This is a genomic window from Ferdinandcohnia sp. FSL W7-1320 (assembly GCF_038050315.1).
Lineage (GTDB): Bacteria > Bacillota > Bacilli > Bacillales > Bacillaceae_L > Ferdinandcohnia > Ferdinandcohnia aciditolerans.
Genome location: NZ_JBBPAM010000001.1, coordinates 2,825,474 through 2,845,428, shown reverse-complemented (window position 1 = coordinate 2,845,428; position 19,955 = coordinate 2,825,474). Strand labels below are relative to the sequence as shown.

The window sequence follows — 19,955 nt, the reverse complement described above, 5'->3', positions numbered from 1 at the left end:
AGGTAATTTTTGGTTTTAGATAACCTGATTCTCAAATTGACTATGATAGAGGTTATGATAATACCCTTTTTGCTCTAAAAGGGAGAGATGATCCCCTTTTTCGATGATTTCTCCGTCTCTCAAAACAATAATTTGGTCTGCTCTTTCAATCGTATTTAAGCGGTGGGCAATGATGAAGCTTGTCTTCCCCTTCATTAATCGTTGTAGTGCTTCTTGGATTTTCATTTCTGTGACAGTATCAATACTACTTGTTGCTTCATCTAGGATAAGAATGGACGGGCTTGCAAGAATGGCTCTTGCGATTGATAGTAGCTGCTTCTGTCCCTGACTAATGCCACTACCATCTTGGTTTAAAATCGTATGATACTGTTTCGGAAGTTTCATGATAAACGAGTGTGCATTTGCCAATTTTGCAGCTTCTATTACCTCTTCGTCCGTTGCATCTAGTTTCCCATAACGAATATTTTCCAATATAGAGGCTTGGAACAGATAAACATCCTGAAGCACAAAGCCCATATTTTGACGAAGGCTTTCCCTGGTCATGGACGAGGTATTAACTCCTTCAATTTTTATCGAGCCTTCGTCCGGTTCGTAAAATCTGGAAAGTAAATTAATAATCGTTGTTTTCCCAGCACCCGTTGGGCCAACAAAAGCAACTGATTCTCCTACCTTTACTTCAAATGATACATCTTTAATTGTATTGCTACCCTTGTCATAGGCAAAAGAAACATGGTTGAATTCGACCTTACCATCAATTTTATGCATGTTTTTCGCATTGGTTTCGTCATTAGCCTCTACTTCTTCATCTAAAATATCAAATACACGTTCAGCGCCTGCAATAGCGGATAGTAATGTATTGAATTGATTGGCTAAGTCATTCAGTGGACGAGTGAATTGTCTTGAATACTCTGCAAAAATGACAATCGTTCCGATGGTGATATGTCCATTTAAAGCAAGTATCCCACCAATCCCTGCAATGATTGCAAAGCTTAGATTATTTAATACGTTCATAAGTTTCGGGATAAAACCAGAATAAGCTTGTGCATAATAGCCTGCTTTCTTTAGCTTTTCACCCTTTTCTAAAAATTCATTGATCACTTTTTCCTCTTGTGAAAAAGTTTTTACAATTCTTTGACCAGAAATCGTTTCTTCGATATAACCGTTCAGTTCTCCCAAATAACGTTGCTGTTCCTTAAATAGCTTCCCTGTTCGTTTTGTAATCCACTTAATCCCGATGAACATGATAGGGATGATTATCATCGTAATCAGAGTTAACAGAGGGCTTAGCCAGACCATTATCGCTATAGTACCAACCAATGTAAGTAAACTTGAAAAAATTTGAATGACTGACGTATTCAAAGTTGAGCTTACATTTTCAATGTCATTTGTAATTCGGCTCATCAGTTCCCCATGTTGGCGTTTATCAAAAAAGTAAATGGGTAACCGATGTAACTGCTCGAAAAGCTCAGTTCTCATAGAAAAGACTGTATTTTGAGCAATCCCTACCATCCAATAGTTTTGATACCACAGAGAAATGGAATGAAGAATATACACAATTCCTAAACTAAGAAGTACAATGAGGATTCCATTATTGTCTTTTGTTACGATATATTCGTCAATTCCTTTACCTAACAAGTACGGACCAAGGAGACCAAGCCCTGAACTCACGACTACCATAGCTAAGACAGCGATTAATAATTTATTATTGACCGCCAAATAGGACCAAATTCTTTTGACAGTACCCATTCTGTCCTTAGCCTGTTGTGGCTTACTCCCATCATTTTGTTTAAGGCGATTAATTCGCGTTGACATGGGCTTGTCCCCCCTTTCCGAACTGTGTTTCAAAGACTTTTTGATAAAAAGCTGAGGTTTGTAAAAGCTCTTCATGGTTTCCGGAGGCAAGTAATCTTCCATCTTCCAGCAGTAAAATCGTATCAGTTTCCATGGCTGTGTAAATCTTGGAAGTAATGATCAATGTTGTACAGGTGTATTCTTTCAATGCCGTTAATAATTGGGCTTCTGTTCTTAAATCTAATGCACTTGTACTATCGTCCAATAGCAGAATTTTAGGGTTGCGAACAAGTGCTCTCGCAATTGATATACGCTGTTTTTGTCCTCCAGATAAGTTAACTCCTTTTTGACCAATGATGGTATCGTATTGTAATGGAAGCTTTTCAATCGTTTCATGAATTTGGGCCACCTTTGCTGCTTCTATGATTTCTTCCATCGTCGCATCCTGTTTACCCCAGCGTATATTCTCTTTGATCGTTCCCGTGAACAACAATGCCTCTTGAGGAACATAGCCAATTTGTTTTCTCAATTCATCAAGTTTTCGATTCTTCACATCTATCCCGTCAATCTCAACACTTCCATGAATCACATCATATAATCGTGGAATTAATTGAAATAAGGATGTCTTACCTGAACCGGTTGCACCAAGGATTGAGACTATTTCACCTGGCTTAATTAAGAAAGAAATATCATGTAAAACCTTCACGCTTGTTCCAGGATACTTGAAATCAACATGAGAAAATTGAATGCTACCTTCCGGATTTTTCATACTTTTAACATTCTTTGTTGACTCTATTAAGTCAACTTCAGTATCTAATACATCAATGACACGTTCAGATGAAGCTTTTGCTCTTGAAAAATGCATGATAATCCATGAAAATACACCAAGTGCACCGGTAATCCTTGTCGTATAATTGATGACTGCAACAACTTCCCCAACTTGAACATTCCCTTTACTCACATCTATACTTCCAAACCATAGAATCGCAATGATGCTGCCATTCATCAAGAGCAAAAGTACCGGCATTGTCAATTCAATAAGGCGAAGCGATGTTATCGTTTTTTTCTTTAAGTCTTCATTGGCATGTATGAAACGGAATGTTTCATGTTTCCATCGCACAAACGCTTTGATAAGTCGCATCCCCGATAGGTTTTCCCTCATCACTTCATTGACTGTATCTAGTTTTTGTTGAACAGATTGAAATAGCCTTCTTGCTTTTGTCATTACAAAAATAAGAAATAATATTAAAAAAGGGATTGTTAATATTAGCATCATCGATAGCTTGGCATTTACGAGGAATGCCATAACCATTCCAAAAATGATGAGCATCGGTGCCCGAATGGCGATTCGAAGACTCATAAATACGGTATTTTGTAACTGGGTGACATCATTGGTCATTCTCGTAATTAATGTTGCTGTATCAAATTTTTGAAGATTTGCAAAAGAGAAGGATTGAATTTTCCCAAACAATTCTTTTCGAATGTCAAAAGCAAAACTTTGACTGGCATGTGATGCAAAAAAGGAATTTGTTATACCGGATAAAAATGCAAGAAGCGAGATTCCGACCATAATTCCTCCCCACTTCATTACAACAGAAAGATCATTTTGTAGTATACCATCATCAATCACTTTTGCGATTAAAAGCGGTTGCAAGAGTTCCACCGTGAGTTCAACAAAAGTCAAAACAAGAGCAACCGAAATGGCTAGTCGATAGGGTTTTAAATACGAAAAAATTCTAAACATAAGGGCCTCCAAAAGATATACCAACAAATTATTTCAAATTCCGAATTATTTTAATCATACAATAAAATCATATATTATTATAGAAAAAAACACCAAAAGCATCCGCTTTTGATGTTTCAATGATTTTCTAGTTTGTGAGAATATAATTTATTGCTGACCAAAAAGCTAATAATCGTTGCAAGAGTAACTGAAATTAACATATAGAGTATCAAATGATGCATTCCTTTTCCCACATCAACCTGACTTGTAATAAGCATTCCCATAATACTTGCCCCAAAGGTGGTTCCAATGTTTCTTGCAAAGAATTGAAGACTTGTTGACATTCCCTTTTGATGAGCTTCTGCTAATTCTTGTGATCCAATTGTCCCGATTGTAACGACTATTCCGAATGCGAAACCTTGAATCGTTAAAATCATGAAAATATACCAGAAACTTGTGTCTTTATTCATGAAAAATGCAAGAACTGCGGATAATATGAGCAGGCCGTTTCCTAGAAAGATTGTTTTTCGATATCCATATTTTAAGATTAGGTTTCCTGCCGGAACAGATGCAAGCATCCAGGCAACACTCATTCCGAATAGTACGAGTCCACTAACTGTTATTGAAATCCCTTGAACTTCCTGCATAAACAATGGAACATAGTTAGAAAACGCAAAAATACTTAAAAAGATTAAAAATCCATTAATATTCAACCAAGAAATGTTCTTATTCTTTAATATTTCAATTGGGATGAAGCGTTTATCTGATTTTTTCTCGGCGTATATAAATGCAATTAAAAAGAGGATCCCAATTATATTGTAGATTACAAGATTTTCAGTTGTAATGGTGTTCATTAAAAATGCCAGCATACTTCCAGTAAAAAGAAATGCGCTAAGATAATTAAGCGGATTTTTATCCTTAGTAATGTTTTCTTTGTAAGGAATTAAACATAAAAGGACAATGATTCCAATTGGAATATTAATAAAAAATATCCAACGCCATGAAAGTGTCTCTACAAAATAGCCCCCGACAAGCGGTGCGATGACAGCAGCAACTCCCCACATAGCTGAGAAGAACCCTTGAATTTTTCCGCGTTTTTCAATCGAATAAAGGTCACCGGCAATGATCATGGTTAGTGGTGATACTCCACCAGCACCTAAGCCCTGGATTCCACGGTACACGATTAGTTCTACCATCGAATCTGCTAATCCACAAAGTAATGAACCGATTGTAAATAGAATGATAGAAATACTAAATATTTTTTTCCTTCCATAAATATCGGCAAGTTTCCCGAATATTGGTAAGGAAACAGTAGAAAATAAAACATAGATGGCAAACATCCACCCATAAAACTTATATCCACCTAGTGTTTCTGCAATTGTAGGGGCAGTTGTTTGGAGGATTGTCGTATCCATAGCACTGATAAGCATCGCAAGTACAATACTTACTAACACAAATGGTCTAGATTTCATAATGTCTTCCCCTTTTTTACTTTGAATTACTCCATTATACTACAAAAATTGGAAAAAATAAGTTATATGTTTTTCAAAAATATTCTTTACAAACAAGATTTTATAATTAAAATGAGGTTATTTAATGATTCGCATTCTCGCAATTAGTCATCAAAATGAACGTTTAACTGATATCTCGATTACAGAAATAAAGGATATAGATTGTAAATGGTATTGGATTGATTTTAACAGACCAACAGAATCGGAAATTGAAGAATTGTCAAAAACACTTCAATTTCACCCACTGGCTATAGAAGACTGCATCCATGTGTTGCAACGACCTAAATTAGATTTTTACGAAAAAAATACCTTCTTTGTTTCTCACAGTCTTCATCGATTAACACTAGAAAAAGAAGAAATCAATATGTTTCTAGGCGAAGAATATATAGTGACCTTTCATTTATCAGAATTAGGTGAAATAAATGATGTGTGGAATCGATTAATGGTTACTGAAATGATTGAGAATTGGGACCCCTCTCTCGTGTTGTATCATATCATTGATAAGCTGGTTGATAATTATTTTCCTATTGTGTATCAACTTGAAGATACCTTAAATCATATTGAGGATAATTCAAATGAAAAATCGATGGAAGAGCTACTAGATGAACTTTTTGATACGCGTCATAATTTACTTACCTTACGTCATACGGTGATACCAATGAGGGATTTGGTATATCGAATTATCAACTCGCATCGACTTGACTTATTGCAGCATCGAATTGAGTATTTTCATGATATCCATGATCACCTGTTACGTCTAACTGAAAAAATTGATGCGAGCCGAGAGCTTACTGCGGATATACGAGATAGCTATTTGTCATTGAATTCCCATCAAACCAATAAAGTGATGCGCATTTTAACGGTTATAACGACAATTTTCATGCCGTTAACCTTTATAGCTGGTATTTATGGTATGAATTTTAGTCATATGCCTGAACTTACATATAGATATGGGTATTTTGTAATTCAAGCGATTATGATAATAATTGGAATAGGTATGTTCGTGTGGTTTAAGAAAAAAGGTTGGTTTCGGTGAGGTTACGGTATAGATGTTTTTCGAATAAGGGAGAATTCATTTGAGCCGACCAACATATATTTGGTCGGCTCTCCTTTCATTATTTCTTTTTACCCTTATTAGACTTCTCTTTTTCGTAAGATAGTCCAAATCCGTATTCGTATTTGACACCCGCTTTAGTTTTATAAGTAAAATGTTTATATTCTTCAGGTGCAAAGCTTGGAACGTCACCTACTTCTCGTTCTACGGCTTTTGCGCTAGCTGGAATTGCAAACGGAAGTTTACCAACTGGGTTGAATTTTCCTGTGATGACATCAAATACTGCTTCTTGTTGAGTACCAAATGTACCAATAAATGCAGCTGCTTTTGGTTCAAGCTTATTAATTAGCCATTGGTTCGTAAAGTTTACAGCAGTAATCGTTGGAACTGCTTTTTGAATCTCAACAATTCGGTCTATATCAGATATTCCTGTTTCTGGACCAACCGTAATTCGTGGGTTATTATCCCAGTTCGATTGAGTTGGTTTCAAATATACATATGCATGAGTTGCTTCCTCAACACGATCCACTATTTCAATGTTAGGGAATTTTTCGTTAAGTGTATGCTTTAAATCTGAAGTAAAGCCTTCAGATTGTTTTTTAGATTCCTCAATCACATATTGTTCAGGATTATCATTACCTCTAGGAGCTGCAACCCCAACAAATCCTTCAACATAAAGCTTAACAGTTTCTAATTTTTCTTCAGTAAACGGTAATAATTTTTCACCCTTTACTTTATCATTACGCATTAGAACAACTGATTTTTGATGTGCTTCATAAGCTAACGCTCTGTGTTCATCATCATTTGCCAAAGCAATCGCTTCTTCAGGATTTACATAAGGATCTTCAAACAGTCCTAATGTCATCATTTCAGAAAGAGTATAAGTTAATGATTCATTTACTTTGTCAATGTCTAGCAGGCCATTGTTAACTGCCTCGATTAAGTATTCTGGTGTTGCACTCCCTGAAATAATATTGGTACCAGCATTTACAGCTTTTGCAACTTTTTCTGCTGCTGTTTTATCATTGTATCCCCATGCACTACCTGCAACTGCTCCAGAGTCAGAGTTAACATAACCTTTGAAACCAAGGCCTTCACGGAGGTAACGGATTATCCCTTCATTTAAGGTCATACCCACTTCTTCAAATTGCTGATCCTCTTGATTTACATAAGGTGGTAACCCCTGGTCAGCACTATCATTACTTGGATATGCATAATAAGGCATTACGGATGAAACTCCTGCTTCAATCGCTCTTTGGAACGGAGGAATGTGATACTTTTCCATACTTCCCTCTGTCGGATAAATGTTAAAGCTACCGTTTTCAAAGTGAGGATCTTGTCCATCATCACGAGCTCCGCCACCAGGGAAATGTTTTACTGTGATCGCAACACTGTCTTTCCCAAGTTCTTCACCTTGGAATCCTCTAATAATTTCATAGTTCATATCTCCAACTACTTTTGGATCTTCCCCGAATGTTTCTTCAATTCTTGCCCATAGTGGATCAGTTGCAACATCCGCCATATATCCATACACTTTACGAATACCTGCTGCTCTCCATTCTTGACGGGCAATATCGGCGAACTCACCAACAGCTTCTACATCTCTCGCTGCAGCTAAACCTAATGTCCCTGGCCAGAATGTGTGTTGATCTTGGACATTGGTGATATTTGTATAATCGGTAGATGCAGAGTTTCTAGGATTTGAAGTGATAACAACTGGGATCCCTAACTCTAAATTTTCTGCTAATTTTTGCATTTGGTTATTATAGTTTGCGACATCCCCTAAGTTTTGAGACAAACGATAAATAACATGGCGCAATTTTTTATCAGTAACAATTTTACTATTTTCCGGAGTTACAAAATTTCCATCTGCTGGATCTGCTTCTGGAGTATGTGTAGCGATGTACATCAACCCAGCCTTTTGCTCAAGACTCATTTGACTAATTAAATCAGCAACACGTTCTGATACCGGCTTTCTCCAGTCCTCGTAGACATCTAAGCTTTGGTCTCCATTTGCATCTCTATAATACTTGTCGTTAATTTTTAGGATTCTATCTTGAGTTGCTACCTCAATTTCTGGTTGACCTTCAGCTTTTTCAATTTTATAGGTTGTGATTGCACCTCTTCCGTCATACGGTGTAGCCTCTCCCTCATTGCCGGTGTACCCTTGCTCATCTGCAAAACCAATTGTAGGAGCTACAATTGAGAGTGCAAGTGTACTTGCTAATAGTTTCTTTCTTAATTTTGAAGATTTTCTGATTTGCCTTGATACTGATGCCATTTTACTTCCTCCCCTAATAAATAAAAGTTTTCACATAAAAATAGTGAGTTTTATAGAAAAATACTCCCCTTCCAAATAATTTTAATAGTTTTTTTGGGGGTATTTATTCTCAAGTTCATTTCCTGCTTGATCGAATTGTTTATAGAATGAATAATTTTGGAACGTATATCCAGTTAACGCTTTCAGAATGCGCTTCCATTTTTTAATGAAAAAATAATTAATTCGGCTACTAAACAAATTAATTACTAATATATTACCATTCAAATAATTGCAGCGTCATGAGTCTTAGTTACTTATTTAGACCGGGACTTTCGGTGGTAATTATTTCTAGTATGTATATTAAAATGTAGTATCTTTGACTAAATAATCAGATGTATTTAAATTTTTCATAAAAACTTTATGAAAATACTATTTAATCCCCCCTCTTTTCAGATATAATAATACTTAGAGTAACGAAATACTTTTTAGGAGGTAAATTTATGACAAAGGTTAAAGAAAAACTATTAACTCGTGCTGAGGTCCCTGTTGAACAAACCTGGAGACTTGAAGATTTGTTTCAATCGGTTGAAGAATGGGAACAAGAATTAGCTTCGATTGAGTCTGATGTATCAACTGTCACAAAATATAAAGGGCAATTAGGAAACGGTGCAAAAACATTCCTAGATTGTTTACTTGCAAAAGAAGAACTTCAAAAGCGAATGGTTTTACTAGGTACATATGCGAGTTTACGATTTAATGAGGACGCCACCAACCCTGAGAATCAAGGAAATGCAGCAAGGGTTTCGTCTCTTTTTTCAGCAATTGGTGCAGCGCTATCATTTATTGAGTCTGAAACACTTGCATTACCGGATGGAACAATTGAACAATACATAATAGAAGAAAAAGAATTAGAAGTATTTCAGAATAACTTAAGCTTCATCTTGGAAAAAAAGCCACATACCCTTTCACCTGAAACGGAAGAAGCGCTAGCTGCTCTAGGCGAGGTTCACGACGCACCATATATGATTTATCAACGTAGCAAAGCATCTGATATGACTTTTCCTTCTTTTAAGGACGAGGATGGTAATGAACTGCCACTTTCCTTTGCTTTATTTGAAGATCGCTATGAGCTTTCTGAAAACCCAACGGTCAGACGCAATGCATTTAATACTTTTTCAGAAACATTGAAGAAATATCAAAATACGTTTGCTGCTGCCTATGCAACAGAAGTAAAAAAACAAGTGGCATTATCAAAATTACGTAACTATGAATCTGTTACTCATATGCTCTTGCATCCACAACAGGTTACACTTGACATGTACCATAATCAATTAGATGTTATTCAAACTGAACTTGCACCTCATATGAGAAAGTTTGCGAAATTGAAGCAGCGCGTTCTCGGCTTAGACAACATGCACTTTAGTGATTTAAAAGCACCAATGGATCCTGATTTTAATCCAAAAACAACCTATGAAGAAGCATCAAAAACAATTCTTGAAGCTCTACAGTTGATGGGCCCAGAATACAGTGCAATCATGGAAAAAGGTCTTACTGAACGTTGGGTTGACCTTCCTGCTAACGTTGGGAAATCTACGGGTGCATTCTGTTCTAGTCCATATGGTGCACATCCTTATATTTTAATCACTTGGACTGATACAATGCGTGGTGCGTTTATTTTAGCTCATGAACTTGGGCATGCGGGTCATTTTTACCATGCAAATAGCCATCAACGTGTTGGAAACACTCGTCCATCCACTTACTTTATCGAGGCGCCATCAACTATGAATGAGTTACTATTAGCGGAACATCTATTATCGAAAACAGATGATAAGAGAATGAAGCGTTGGGTAATCCTTCAATTGTTAGGAACTTACTATCATAACTTTGTGACTCATTTACTTGAGGGTGAATATCAACGTCGAGTTTATGCATTAGCCGAAGCTGGTAAACCAATTACAGCACCTGCCTTAAGTGCAATTAAAGGTGAAGTATTAAAATCTTTCTGGGGAGATACGGTGGAAATTGACGACGCAGCAAGCTTAACATGGATGCGTCAGCCACATTATTATATGGGACTATATCCATATACGTACTCTGCTGGATTAACAGCTTCTACTGCTGTAGCACAATTAATCAAAGAAGAAGGACAACCAGTAGTTGATCGTTGGATTGAAGTATTAAAAGCTGGTGGTACGATGAAGCCACTTGAACTCATGAAATATGCTGGTGTCGATATGTCTAAACCAGATGCAATCCGCAAAGCAGTTGCTTATGTTGGTGAGTTAATTGATGAATTAGAAGATCTATACGAATAATGTGAAATGCCCAGAGCTTATCTGGGCATTTTCTTACATCTTTAATCCATATACTATCCATATCAGCAAGTAATGTATTCTAACCTAAATTTCAAACGAACATTCTAATTCCCACAAACGTTCTCCGATTTCTTCGATTAGCGCCTTTGCTCTTTTTTCAATGTTGGTAGGAAGATTATCTTTGTTAAAGAACGCTAAATTTATACTTTCTCCATCGTTCATTTCTAAATTACCACTGACATTAAAAGCATGAAATAAGTTAATTACACTGTAAGTTTCATCCCCATTCGGATAACGAAAATAATATCGGGGACCAGAAAAGACACCAATTAATCTGAATTTATTTGCTATAAGTCCAGTTTCTTCTTTTAATTCACGGGTTGCAACTTCTTCAACTGCTTCCCCAAGTTCCATAGATCCGCCCGGTAATCCCCAATCCAATGTGTCCGAACGATGTTGAAAAAGAAGCTCTCTTTTATCATTAATCACAAGAATTGTAGCTCCTACTGTTATGATAGGTTGAGTACCGATTAATTTTCTTAATCTAGTAACATAGCCCATATATGTACCCCTCACTATTAGATATGTACTCTGAAAAAATTGACAAGATGCCATTATATGAATCGTTATTGTTAACCCGTACAAGCCATTATGACATTTCCATCGAGGTCTTTGAAATTAAACCAAGCAAAGTTCTCCCCCACTCTTTCAATTTCCCTTACGATTTCGATATCACATGATTTAATAAAATCATAAGCAACATCAATGTCTTCGACTAGAAAATTAAAGATTGGATTTGGAGATGGTTCATGATTGAAAGTAGGGTCAAATGCATGGTCGTCTAAGGTTAAACTCGTTGTTCCATTAATTGGAATGTTATAAACCGGTGACTGGACACGATTAATATCTGGTTCAAATCTTAAAATCTTACTGTACCATTCAACTGATTTTTTTAAATCTGTAACATGGATGAACACTCCTCCCATTATGTTTTTTATCGGTGTTTGGTTCAATTTCTTCATTTTGCACACTCCTTTTATAGTTTTCGAGCTTTTACGATCATCGTCGTAGGAAATTTTCGTGCTTTGTATAGCGAATAATAACGGTCAGAAACCTCCTCTTCACTTGAACGAAATATTGATGAAACATCACTTTCGATTACTTGCTCAATTGTAAATCCTGCTTTAATTAATTCGTTTAAATATGTACTCATTTTTCTTGTAGGTATTACCATCGGCGCATCTTCACCTTTAAAGTTATTGTATTTAACAAACCCTTCATTCTGGTATGATCCTTCTAGATAAATACGACCATCTTCACTTTTTAGATGAGGATATAATGGATGATCCCAACTGAATATAAAATAACCACCAAATAACAAATAGTCATAGATTAATTTAAATGTTTCTGATAAATCTGTCGACCAACCGATTGCATAAATTGAATAAACTAAATCAAAATATTCCTTTGGTATGCCAACATCCTTCTCCATTGGAGCACAAAATAAGTGAGGATCCAAACCCGACAATGTATGGTTGGCCGTTGTAATTTGGGCATCTGACAAATCTACTCCCCATAATTCAGTAGCTCCTTTATCTGCCATGTATTTTAATGAATGTCCGCTTCCGCAGCCGATATCAAGTACTCTCCTAAGCGTTACATTTTCAAACAGTCCCAGTTCATTCTCTGTTTGTGAAAACGGACCATAGCTAGGAAGAGCATCCTTTCCGTTAAAATGATGTGCTACGATATCCCAGCTTTTCTTATTGTTTATCAGAATATCACTTGTCATATTCTATACCTCCTCTAAAACATACATTCTATAAAAAATGATAATACCCTTTTCCTTAATCCCCAAAAACTTACAAAAAATTGAAGGGGATTTTCCAAGATTAAAGAATTTATTAAATATCATTACTTTAATTAGCGGAGGAAAACATGCTTGAAGTGAAGAAAATAGAAGCAGAAATGACGTACGAATTGAGACACAGCATCTTACGCCCACATCAGCCAATGGAAGCTAGCATGTACGAATCAGATCATGAAAATGGAAGTTTCCATGTTGGAGCATTTTATTACGGGAGATTAATTAGCACCGCATCATTTTGTGCCATGTTAAACCCAGAATTTTCAAGTGAAAAGCAATATCGTCTAAGGGCTATGGCTACAGTTGGGGAATTTCGAAAGCGAGGAGCAGGAAGAGAAGTAGTGAATTATGCAGAAAGTATTCTACAAATAAAAGATATTGAACTTTTATGGTGCATGGGTAGAACGAATGTTCAGGGGTATTATGAAAGATTGGGTTTCAAGCAACATGGGGAAGTTTTTGATTATCCACCGATTGGACCTCATATTGTAATGGTGAAAAAGTTATTATAATTAAAAGAGGAGAGTTTAGGAACAATCGTTATTTCCTCTGCTCTCCTCCATTTTTCTTTAAAAACAGGTAAATGATTGAATTTGTCTTAAACTAATTCCAAAATACACCCAATTGAACCCAGTCCATCTAAATCCAGAGACAGATCTTCTGCCAACAAAAGTCGGGTAGAACCAGAATTGTCCAGGCCCACGTAGCCATACATAGGTATATCTAAACATACATCTCCTTATGCTACCAGGATCAACAGCAAATGTTTGAGCTTGTTGAGTTGGAACAAACGATGGTGGCGGTGCTGTTGGTGCTCCTCCCTGACCTTGGCCAGGAAATCCAAAAGGTGGTCCTCCTCCTGGACCTTGACTAGGTGGTCCAAATGGAGGTCCCATAGAACCTCCTCCAAAAGATGGGAATAATGAGCCTAGTTGTCTTTCGTAATCATAATAATCTTCTAAATCAGTGTGGTATGGTAGTGATGTCGGCAATTGCCCGTTTGGGTCGTAATAATACATCTGTTAATCACTCCTTATTCATAGCCTACTAGCATCCTATTCCATAGGCTTATGCCTTTCAACTTGTACCTCAAAAATGTGCTTTTTACCTAGATGAGAGAAAAACACAAAAAACCTATCCCTACACGTTAGTATCTAGAGACAGGCAATTCCTGTTAATGGTTTCTATGTACAAAATAATTTAATGTTTGTTGTAAGAATCTAGTTTTTAGTTGAAGATCTTGCAAAGTTTCCATCGCCTTACAGTAATGCTCCCACATTTTTCTTTTAGCCCCCTCTAAACCAAGGACCGTGACAAAAGTTGATTGATTGTTAAGAGCGTCAATACCAACCCTTTTTCCAAGTATTTCGGATGTTCCTTCAACATCTAGCAAATCATCCTTAATTTGAAAGGCTATGCCAGCATGATAGGCAAACTTTTTTAAAGCTTGAATTTTTTCGTTGTTCACATTTGCGAGGATAGAAGGCATAATGAGAGCAGCCTCAAAACCTTTCCCTGTTTTTAAATGGCACATCAGATTTAATTCTTCTAATGTTAATTGTTTTCCCTTGGAATTTAAATCCATAACTTGACCTTTGCACATATCTTCCGTACTTTGTGTCGAGTATTGAATCAATTTTAGTACTCTTTCTGGATCAAAACCAAGTGATGCTTGCTCGAAAGTGGCCCTTTGAGTCAGAAAGAGCCCCGTTAATTCCGCAATGGCGGTATTATATTCTTGATGCACAGTTTTTTGACCACGTCGAAAGGCTGCATTATCCTGTGATGGAAGATCATCATAGATTAAAGATGCCGTATGCATATACTCTAATGACTTCAGCAATGGCATAATCGTGCTTTCTTTTAACCCATATTCTTTTACACCCATCATCCAAGTTGCGATAGGTCTCAGCCTTTTTCCGCCTCCGTTCAGACTATAATTTGCAGCGTTTATTACTGGTGAAACAAGGGTGTTATGTGGTTGGATGTCTATAAGGTTATCTATCTTTGTGCGCACTTCTTCAACTAGTTCAGTAAAGTCTTCTTTTTCTTGCTGTTCTTTTTTTAAGTTCGTAACCATGTGATCTCGTAATAGTTTATCAAAGAAATCGACATCTTCTGCTTTTCGAACCATTTTCTGAACGATATGATTAAAGGCTGGATTACCCGAAGCGAATGTCCCCATTATTTCTTCATACACTTTGTTTCCTACCCGCTTTTTAAATCGTTTCAATCCATTAATAGCTCGATTCAAAATAGTGTCACAGGCTTTCGGATCAGATTTGTATATGTTATGGATTAGATAAGAAATGACAGCCCAGTATAATTCATATGGGTTTATTAAGTCGGTTCGCTTTTTGTGATAGGTTAAATAATACGTATAAGGGGTTACAGCACTGTCCTTCATGTCAGAAAACATATCAGAAAAATCATCTGCAAGTTGATTATAAATCCCGTAACAGAAAATCCGTTTGTCTTGACCTTCATCTTCGGGAGCATTTATTAATGAACGAACAATCAAACGTGATGAAGATGATTTAATAATAATCGGTACATATAAATCTTCATTTGTATATGTTGCATTTGAAAGTACCTTATCACGATCGATTTCTTGTGATTTAAAAAATACATAGGACTGTTCAAAAAAAGAGTGCAACTTCTCTGCGGGTTGCTGACTCTTAATATACTGGAAGGCTTCTGAAAGTTCAGCCTCAACAAATTCAAGTAATTTCTTATTTTTCCCTGTCCAATTCCCTGACTCAGGTACAGATTCAGTAAGTAGTGTTGTACGAATCATCTCGGAATATTGCCGCTGTTCTTTGTCAGACAATATATTTGCATCCAAAAGGTCATCAATAAATGGATAGGTAAGACCATAGGAAAAGCCTAGTCGAAGGGCTTTATCTAGTTTTTGGGTGCGTACATCTTGTGCGAGGTCCTCCCCCATTTCCTCCATCTCATTAATAATGACGCCAGCGATGATTTTGAGTAATTTTCTCTGAGCATGGGTTCCATCCATTCCCTCTGGAATATTTAAAGACACCGTCTTTAATTTATCCAACAACCAAATAATCGACGATTCAATACCTTCCTTTTGTCCCCATTTATATAATCCTACCGTACTAAAGAAATCAAATCCTTCATTTTCTTCTTTTGATACTGTTTTAAGTAAATGATCTTTCAGACTAGTAACTACGTTATCAATCCTTGATTGAGTATCAGACGCTAAAAGATCTTTTCCCATATCTCTCATAAATATATATGAAATACTTCTGTCTAAGTAATGATCTAATTTTCCAGTGTAATTTAGCCATTTTATATAACTATGATAATCCTTTGTATCAGATGGTCTGTTCGCCCCTTTCAGAAAAGGAAATGGCGACCGATGAATATGCTGATGCTTCCAAGTTTTGAAGTCTTTTGTTAGTGTTGGAATATAACTTTTGTCATTGACATCTTGATCTAGTTCTTGAAAATATTGAGCCGCTTTATGCTCAGCCAGTTGATAACATTTTTCGGCATTGTTTTTTAATCCAACATTCATTTTTTTAGATACCTCAACTTTAGTTCATTACCTTATCTTAATGATAGTAAGGTTTATTCAAAATATATTTCATTTATTCTATCATTTTATTTTTACACCATCATTAATTATGGATTATTTATCAACCTCAAAACCTCACTATTTTTGAAATAATGCTGTTAAAAAACCAGGTACACCAAAAACTTCTTCTGGCTGTTCAAATACCTTCATTTCTCTTATTTCGATAGCTTTAAACTCTTTAAAAACAGACTTTAACTTTTGAGGGGTGTAGCCTAAGCCACCCTTTAGACTGCGTAATCTATAAACCTCCCAATCGGAGATATTAGAACCACCATATTCTCCGCCCTCCTCAAAGCAAGTAATTGCAAAGTAACCATTAGGTTTTAATGCCTTTTTCACTAAATTTATGTATGATATCCTTCGATGAGGAGCAATATGGTGAAAGCAACCTGAGTCATATACAATATCGTAAGCCCCATTTTCAATCTCTAAATCAAAAATATTCTTATGAATGAAGTTTACTTGTAACTTACTCTCAGTAGCACGTTCTTCGGCCCACTTGAGAGATTCTTCAGATAAATCGACAGCATCAACTGTACATCCTTTTGCAGCAAAGTAAATTGCGTTTCGACCCGGCCCACATCCTAAATCCAAAACTTTGCCACCAGAGAAGAGATTTCTATCGAAGTATGAAACTAAGTTTTCATCAGGAGAGTTTACAAAGAAGGGTATGCTTTTTTCTCTGTCAGTATAAAAAGTATCCCAAAAATGAGTGGGCTCTCGTAGTAAAGAATCTAACATTTTCATTACGTCTTCAAGATCATAAATTGTCTCTGACACAAGGCATTCCCCTTTCCGGTTTTAATAAATTTCTTTGGCGTCTGACGGTAAATGTCTCACATGCTTCAAATACTCGCTCATACCCTGGTCATCCTCAATGGGATATGTAAACGAGAGCTGTTCTGCCACTTCAATTGCTAGTGTTCTAAATAAATGACAAGTGATAAATATAGAATCCCAAAAGTGCTCATAGTTATGATCTGAATATGTTTTTTCGTACTGCTTCCAATAGGGTACTGGAAGATATCTTTTGAAATACTTCCCCATTTTTCCAACCGAAACCTGAAAATCAGTGTTACACCCAATCCACCATTCGACCATTTCATCCAAGCGATGCCTAATCACTATTTCAAACATCTGCTTAGCAACTGGTAACTCGTCACGCCAAATTCCTTTCGCAACATTTTGCAAACACCACCAAAAATCATTGCAACTGCTAAAAAACATAGCTTCGGTGGGTTGATTGACCTGATGATCAATATCTGTTGGAGCAGGAATGGTTGGTAAGATATTGTCTTTATCCACTAAAGGAACGGTTAGTTTATCACTACCATAACCTTCAAGCATTCTTTCTATTGTTTCAATGTGAAGATCAATTCGATTTCCGTCTTTGAAAAGCATCAAATAACCGTAAGAGTGAGCAAAATCTAGATTAGCTCCGCATAATTTATCATTTTTATCAGGCTCCTGTAACATGAGTAATTCTCCAAAATTATTCATCCAGTGATCATCCTCTATAAAAGAATGAGTATTAGTAACTACATATACAATGTCGTAATCTTGAAAAATATCTTTTGGAACATTTGGATTCGTTCTTGAACCGTTCATGTAGGCAGCCCGAATACGTTCGTCTTCCTTTGCGATATTCAGGATAAGTTCCATCATCTCTTGTTCGTTTCTCATAAAAAAACTCCTTGCAATATACTTTCAGTAATACATATTTCTATTCTTGCAATAAAATCACCTGCATTTCCCCAACAAAAATTAGATACATAGTTAAATATTATTACTCAAAAAGAACCGTGTCTTTCTAACTATAACCTAGGACTATTTTCGATTTTATAAATAATGAGAACTAGGTCACATGGATAGTTAGGACGAACGAATCTTATTTATTTCCGAATATTCTGTTATATTTTCTCTATCATACATAAAGGAGTGATGTTTTTGTTAAAAGTATTATCAAAAGCAGGTCTTACTCTTGCTTTAGCTGGGAGTGTTGTGCTTACAGGTTTTCAACTTGATGAGTCCTCTTCGGTTGAAACTAGCAAGTATGACTTAAGTCTTGCGAAATATGTTGCTGCGACTCCAGAACTAGCAGACAAGGCGAAAGAGTTAGGATTTGATGTGTCAAAAGTGGACCCAGCTGAAAAAATCGCGAATAACGGCAAGAAGTTTCAACAACCTGGTGATAATCATGTAGCTTACAAAGAAGCCACAGGGGATATTCCAGTTTTGGTAATTCTCGCAAAGTATAAAGATGGAGATGAACCGATTGGTGATTTTGATGGCCAGGTTCCTGCCAAATATTATGAGGATCTTATTTTTGGAACCGAATACAATCCGTATGAACTTGATGTTTTTAAAGAATACGACGGTCCCAACGTACCTAAGGATCGTACCATGCAAAACGCCTATCAAGAATCAAGTTATGGAAAAACGCACTTAATGAGACATGAAAATACTGAGTTTGCTTGGGTGGAACTACCTAAAGGAGCATCTTATTACCTCGATCAAGAAGGAACATATGCTGAAAATGGAAGGTATGTTCTTGGTAACGTAAATGGCGATGCACATACGGGTGAGTTTGTTCGTGACCTTTTGAAGGCAGCTGATGATCAAATTGATTTCTCTAAATACGCTGAAAATGGAGAAGTTCCGAACATTTTTATCGTTCACGAAGGAACTGGAGCGGAATGGAGTCGTGATCCTGCTCAATTCTGGTCCCATAAATGGAATCTATTAAGTGCTCTTTATTATGGTAAATACTATGAAACGGGTATACCAGCTGATGTCTATGAAGGCATGAGCCAAGATGAATGGATTGCGAAGACGGAAAATGAAGCAATGACCTATGATGGCGTAATTGTTAACAATTACAATATCCAACCAGCGATTGGTGGAAATGTAGCCGGATTTAACGCGGCAACTGGCGAATATGATGAAGTATCTGTTACAGGACCATACCCTGCACAGGTTGGTGTATACGCACATGAATTTGGTCACGCATTGGGATTACCAGATTTCTATGATACAGCATATAACTCTGAAGGTGTTGGTAACTACTCAATGATGGCGGGTGGATCTTGGATGCGTTACCCTGATGCACTCCAATACAACGGTAACTCTCCTACTCATTTTGACCCATTCTCTAAAATTTTCTTAGGTTGGGTGAATCCAATCGAAGTGAAACCAGATGATGGAGTTCAGAAAATTACCTTACCTTCCATTGATCAAGCGGATGACGACAATGGAATCGTAAAAATGGCGGTTCCAGGTTCTAACGGAACAGAATATTTCTTATTTGAAAATGTTCAACAAAGTGGCTTTAACCAAGGGTTAATCCGCCAAGGTGGAGATGCACATGGGTTAGTAGCATGGCATGTGGATGAAAATATCATCAATTTATACCAAACTGCTGGTTTCCGTCCAAATAACGTCGCGAATTGGATGAATAAAAGATTCCAACACAACCAGTCTCAGACTGCAAGCGATGGTACAGTTGTAACACATTATGGACTCTCAGTGTTACAAGCAGATGGAAAATATGATCTTGAAAAATATGTAAACCGCGGAGATGCTGGTGACTTCTTTAAGTCAGGCGATAAAATCACCCCTGTTTCTGGCAATGTTCACACTGGTTCATACTACTTCTGGAAAGGCTATGGATCAACACCTGCCGATTCCGGAATCCATGTGACGGATATTGTTGAAAACGAAGATGGTTCGATTACAGCAAAATTCTATTACAGCACAAATGAAGGTAAGAAAAAATAAACATAGGGAAACCTGAGTCTACTTTAGACTCAGGTTTCTAATTGGTGGAACCA

At 36.6% G+C, this 19,955-nt stretch carries 15 protein-coding genes; 4 read left to right on the top strand and 11 right to left on the bottom strand.

Annotated features, from left to right (window positions below; all coding sequences use genetic code 11):
• Nucleotides 1-15 precede the first annotated feature (15 nt).
• From NST91_RS14155 to NST91_RS14145, 3 genes are all read right to left on the bottom strand, one after another.
• Nucleotides 16-1,812, bottom strand: a complete 1,797-nt coding sequence (locus NST91_RS14155) for an ABC transporter ATP-binding protein (RefSeq protein WP_341331659.1) — start codon at nucleotides 1,810-1,812, stop codon at nucleotides 16-18.
• Nucleotides 1,796-3,535, bottom strand: a complete 1,740-nt coding sequence (locus NST91_RS14150; RefSeq protein WP_341331658.1) for an ABC transporter ATP-binding protein — start codon at nucleotides 3,533-3,535, stop codon at nucleotides 1,796-1,798. The genes NST91_RS14155 and NST91_RS14150 overlap by 17 nt, the downstream gene beginning before the upstream one ends.
• Before the next feature lie 116 nt (nucleotides 3,536-3,651).
• Nucleotides 3,652-4,986, bottom strand: coding sequence for an MDR family MFS transporter (locus NST91_RS14145; RefSeq protein ID WP_341331657.1), 1,335 nt, complete (start codon nucleotides 4,984-4,986; stop codon nucleotides 3,652-3,654).
• A 124-nt stretch (nucleotides 4,987-5,110) separates the two neighbouring features.
• On the opposite strand from NST91_RS14145, the gene corA reads away from it, so the two are divergent.
• Nucleotides 5,111-6,061, top strand: a complete 951-nt coding sequence (gene corA, locus NST91_RS14140) for a magnesium/cobalt transporter CorA (protein ID WP_341331656.1) — start codon at nucleotides 5,111-5,113, stop codon at nucleotides 6,059-6,061.
• Nucleotides 6,062-6,140: 79 nt separating this feature from the next.
• On the opposite strand, the gene NST91_RS14135 is transcribed toward corA, so the two are convergent.
• On the bottom strand, nucleotides 6,141-8,360 hold the full coding sequence (locus NST91_RS14135) for a glycoside hydrolase family 3 protein (protein WP_341331655.1): 2,220 nt from the start codon (nucleotides 8,358-8,360) through the stop codon (nucleotides 6,141-6,143).
• Nucleotides 8,361-8,839: 479 nt separating this feature from the next.
• On the opposite strand from NST91_RS14135, the gene pepF reads away from it, so the two are divergent.
• Nucleotides 8,840-10,654 carry an oligoendopeptidase F gene (gene pepF / locus NST91_RS14130; protein ID WP_341331654.1) on the top strand — a complete coding sequence of 605 codons (1,815 nt, stop codon included), beginning with the start codon at nucleotides 8,840-8,842 and terminating at the stop codon, nucleotides 10,652-10,654.
• Nucleotides 10,655-10,738: 84 nt separating this feature from the next.
• On the opposite strand, the gene NST91_RS14125 is transcribed toward pepF, so the two are convergent.
• The 3 genes from NST91_RS14125 to NST91_RS14115 form a co-directional block, all read right to left on the bottom strand.
• Nucleotides 10,739-11,215 (bottom strand): NUDIX domain-containing protein, encoded by a 477-nt coding sequence (locus NST91_RS14125; RefSeq protein WP_121448663.1) that lies wholly within the window; start codon nucleotides 11,213-11,215, stop codon nucleotides 10,739-10,741.
• A gap of 71 nt (nucleotides 11,216-11,286) precedes the next feature.
• Nucleotides 11,287-11,676 carry a VOC family protein gene (locus NST91_RS14120; RefSeq protein WP_121448662.1) on the bottom strand — a complete coding sequence of 130 codons (390 nt, stop codon included), beginning with the start codon at nucleotides 11,674-11,676 and terminating at the stop codon, nucleotides 11,287-11,289.
• A gap of 14 nt (nucleotides 11,677-11,690) precedes the next feature.
• Complete coding sequence (locus NST91_RS14115) at nucleotides 11,691-12,446, bottom strand: class I SAM-dependent methyltransferase (RefSeq protein WP_341331653.1); 756 nt, start codon at nucleotides 12,444-12,446, stop codon at nucleotides 11,691-11,693.
• A 146-nt stretch (nucleotides 12,447-12,592) separates the two neighbouring features.
• Here NST91_RS14115 and NST91_RS14110 point away from each other — a divergent pair, with 146 nt between their 5' ends.
• Complete coding sequence (locus NST91_RS14110) at nucleotides 12,593-13,033, top strand: GNAT family N-acetyltransferase (protein ID WP_341331652.1); 441 nt, start codon at nucleotides 12,593-12,595, stop codon at nucleotides 13,031-13,033.
• 57 nt (nucleotides 13,034-13,090) lie between these two features.
• On the opposite strand, the gene NST91_RS14105 is transcribed toward NST91_RS14110, so the two are convergent.
• The 4 genes from NST91_RS14105 to NST91_RS14090 all read right to left on the bottom strand — a co-directional run bounded on the left by NST91_RS14105 (nucleotide 13,091) and on the right by NST91_RS14090 (nucleotide 17,808).
• Complete coding sequence (locus tag NST91_RS14105; protein ID WP_341331651.1) at nucleotides 13,091-13,540, bottom strand: hypothetical protein; 450 nt, start codon at nucleotides 13,538-13,540, stop codon at nucleotides 13,091-13,093.
• 155 nt (nucleotides 13,541-13,695) lie between these two features.
• Nucleotides 13,696-16,065: a polyprenyl synthetase family protein gene (locus tag NST91_RS14100; protein WP_341331650.1), complete on the bottom strand. Its 2,370-nt coding sequence runs from the start codon at nucleotides 16,063-16,065 to the stop codon at nucleotides 13,696-13,698.
• A 138-nt stretch (nucleotides 16,066-16,203) separates the two neighbouring features.
• Nucleotides 16,204-16,905 carry a class I SAM-dependent methyltransferase gene (locus NST91_RS14095; RefSeq protein ID WP_341331649.1) on the bottom strand — a complete coding sequence of 234 codons (702 nt, stop codon included), beginning with the start codon at nucleotides 16,903-16,905 and terminating at the stop codon, nucleotides 16,204-16,206.
• A gap of 21 nt (nucleotides 16,906-16,926) precedes the next feature.
• Nucleotides 16,927-17,808, bottom strand: coding sequence for an aminoglycoside 6-adenylyltransferase (locus tag NST91_RS14090; protein ID WP_341331648.1), 882 nt, complete (start codon nucleotides 17,806-17,808; stop codon nucleotides 16,927-16,929).
• A gap of 264 nt (nucleotides 17,809-18,072) precedes the next feature.
• Here NST91_RS14090 and NST91_RS14085 point away from each other — a divergent pair, with 264 nt between their 5' ends.
• On the top strand, nucleotides 18,073-19,902 hold the full coding sequence (locus NST91_RS14085; RefSeq protein WP_341331647.1) for a M6 family metalloprotease domain-containing protein: 1,830 nt from the start codon (nucleotides 18,073-18,075) through the stop codon (nucleotides 19,900-19,902).
• Nucleotides 19,903-19,955 lie beyond the last annotated feature (53 nt).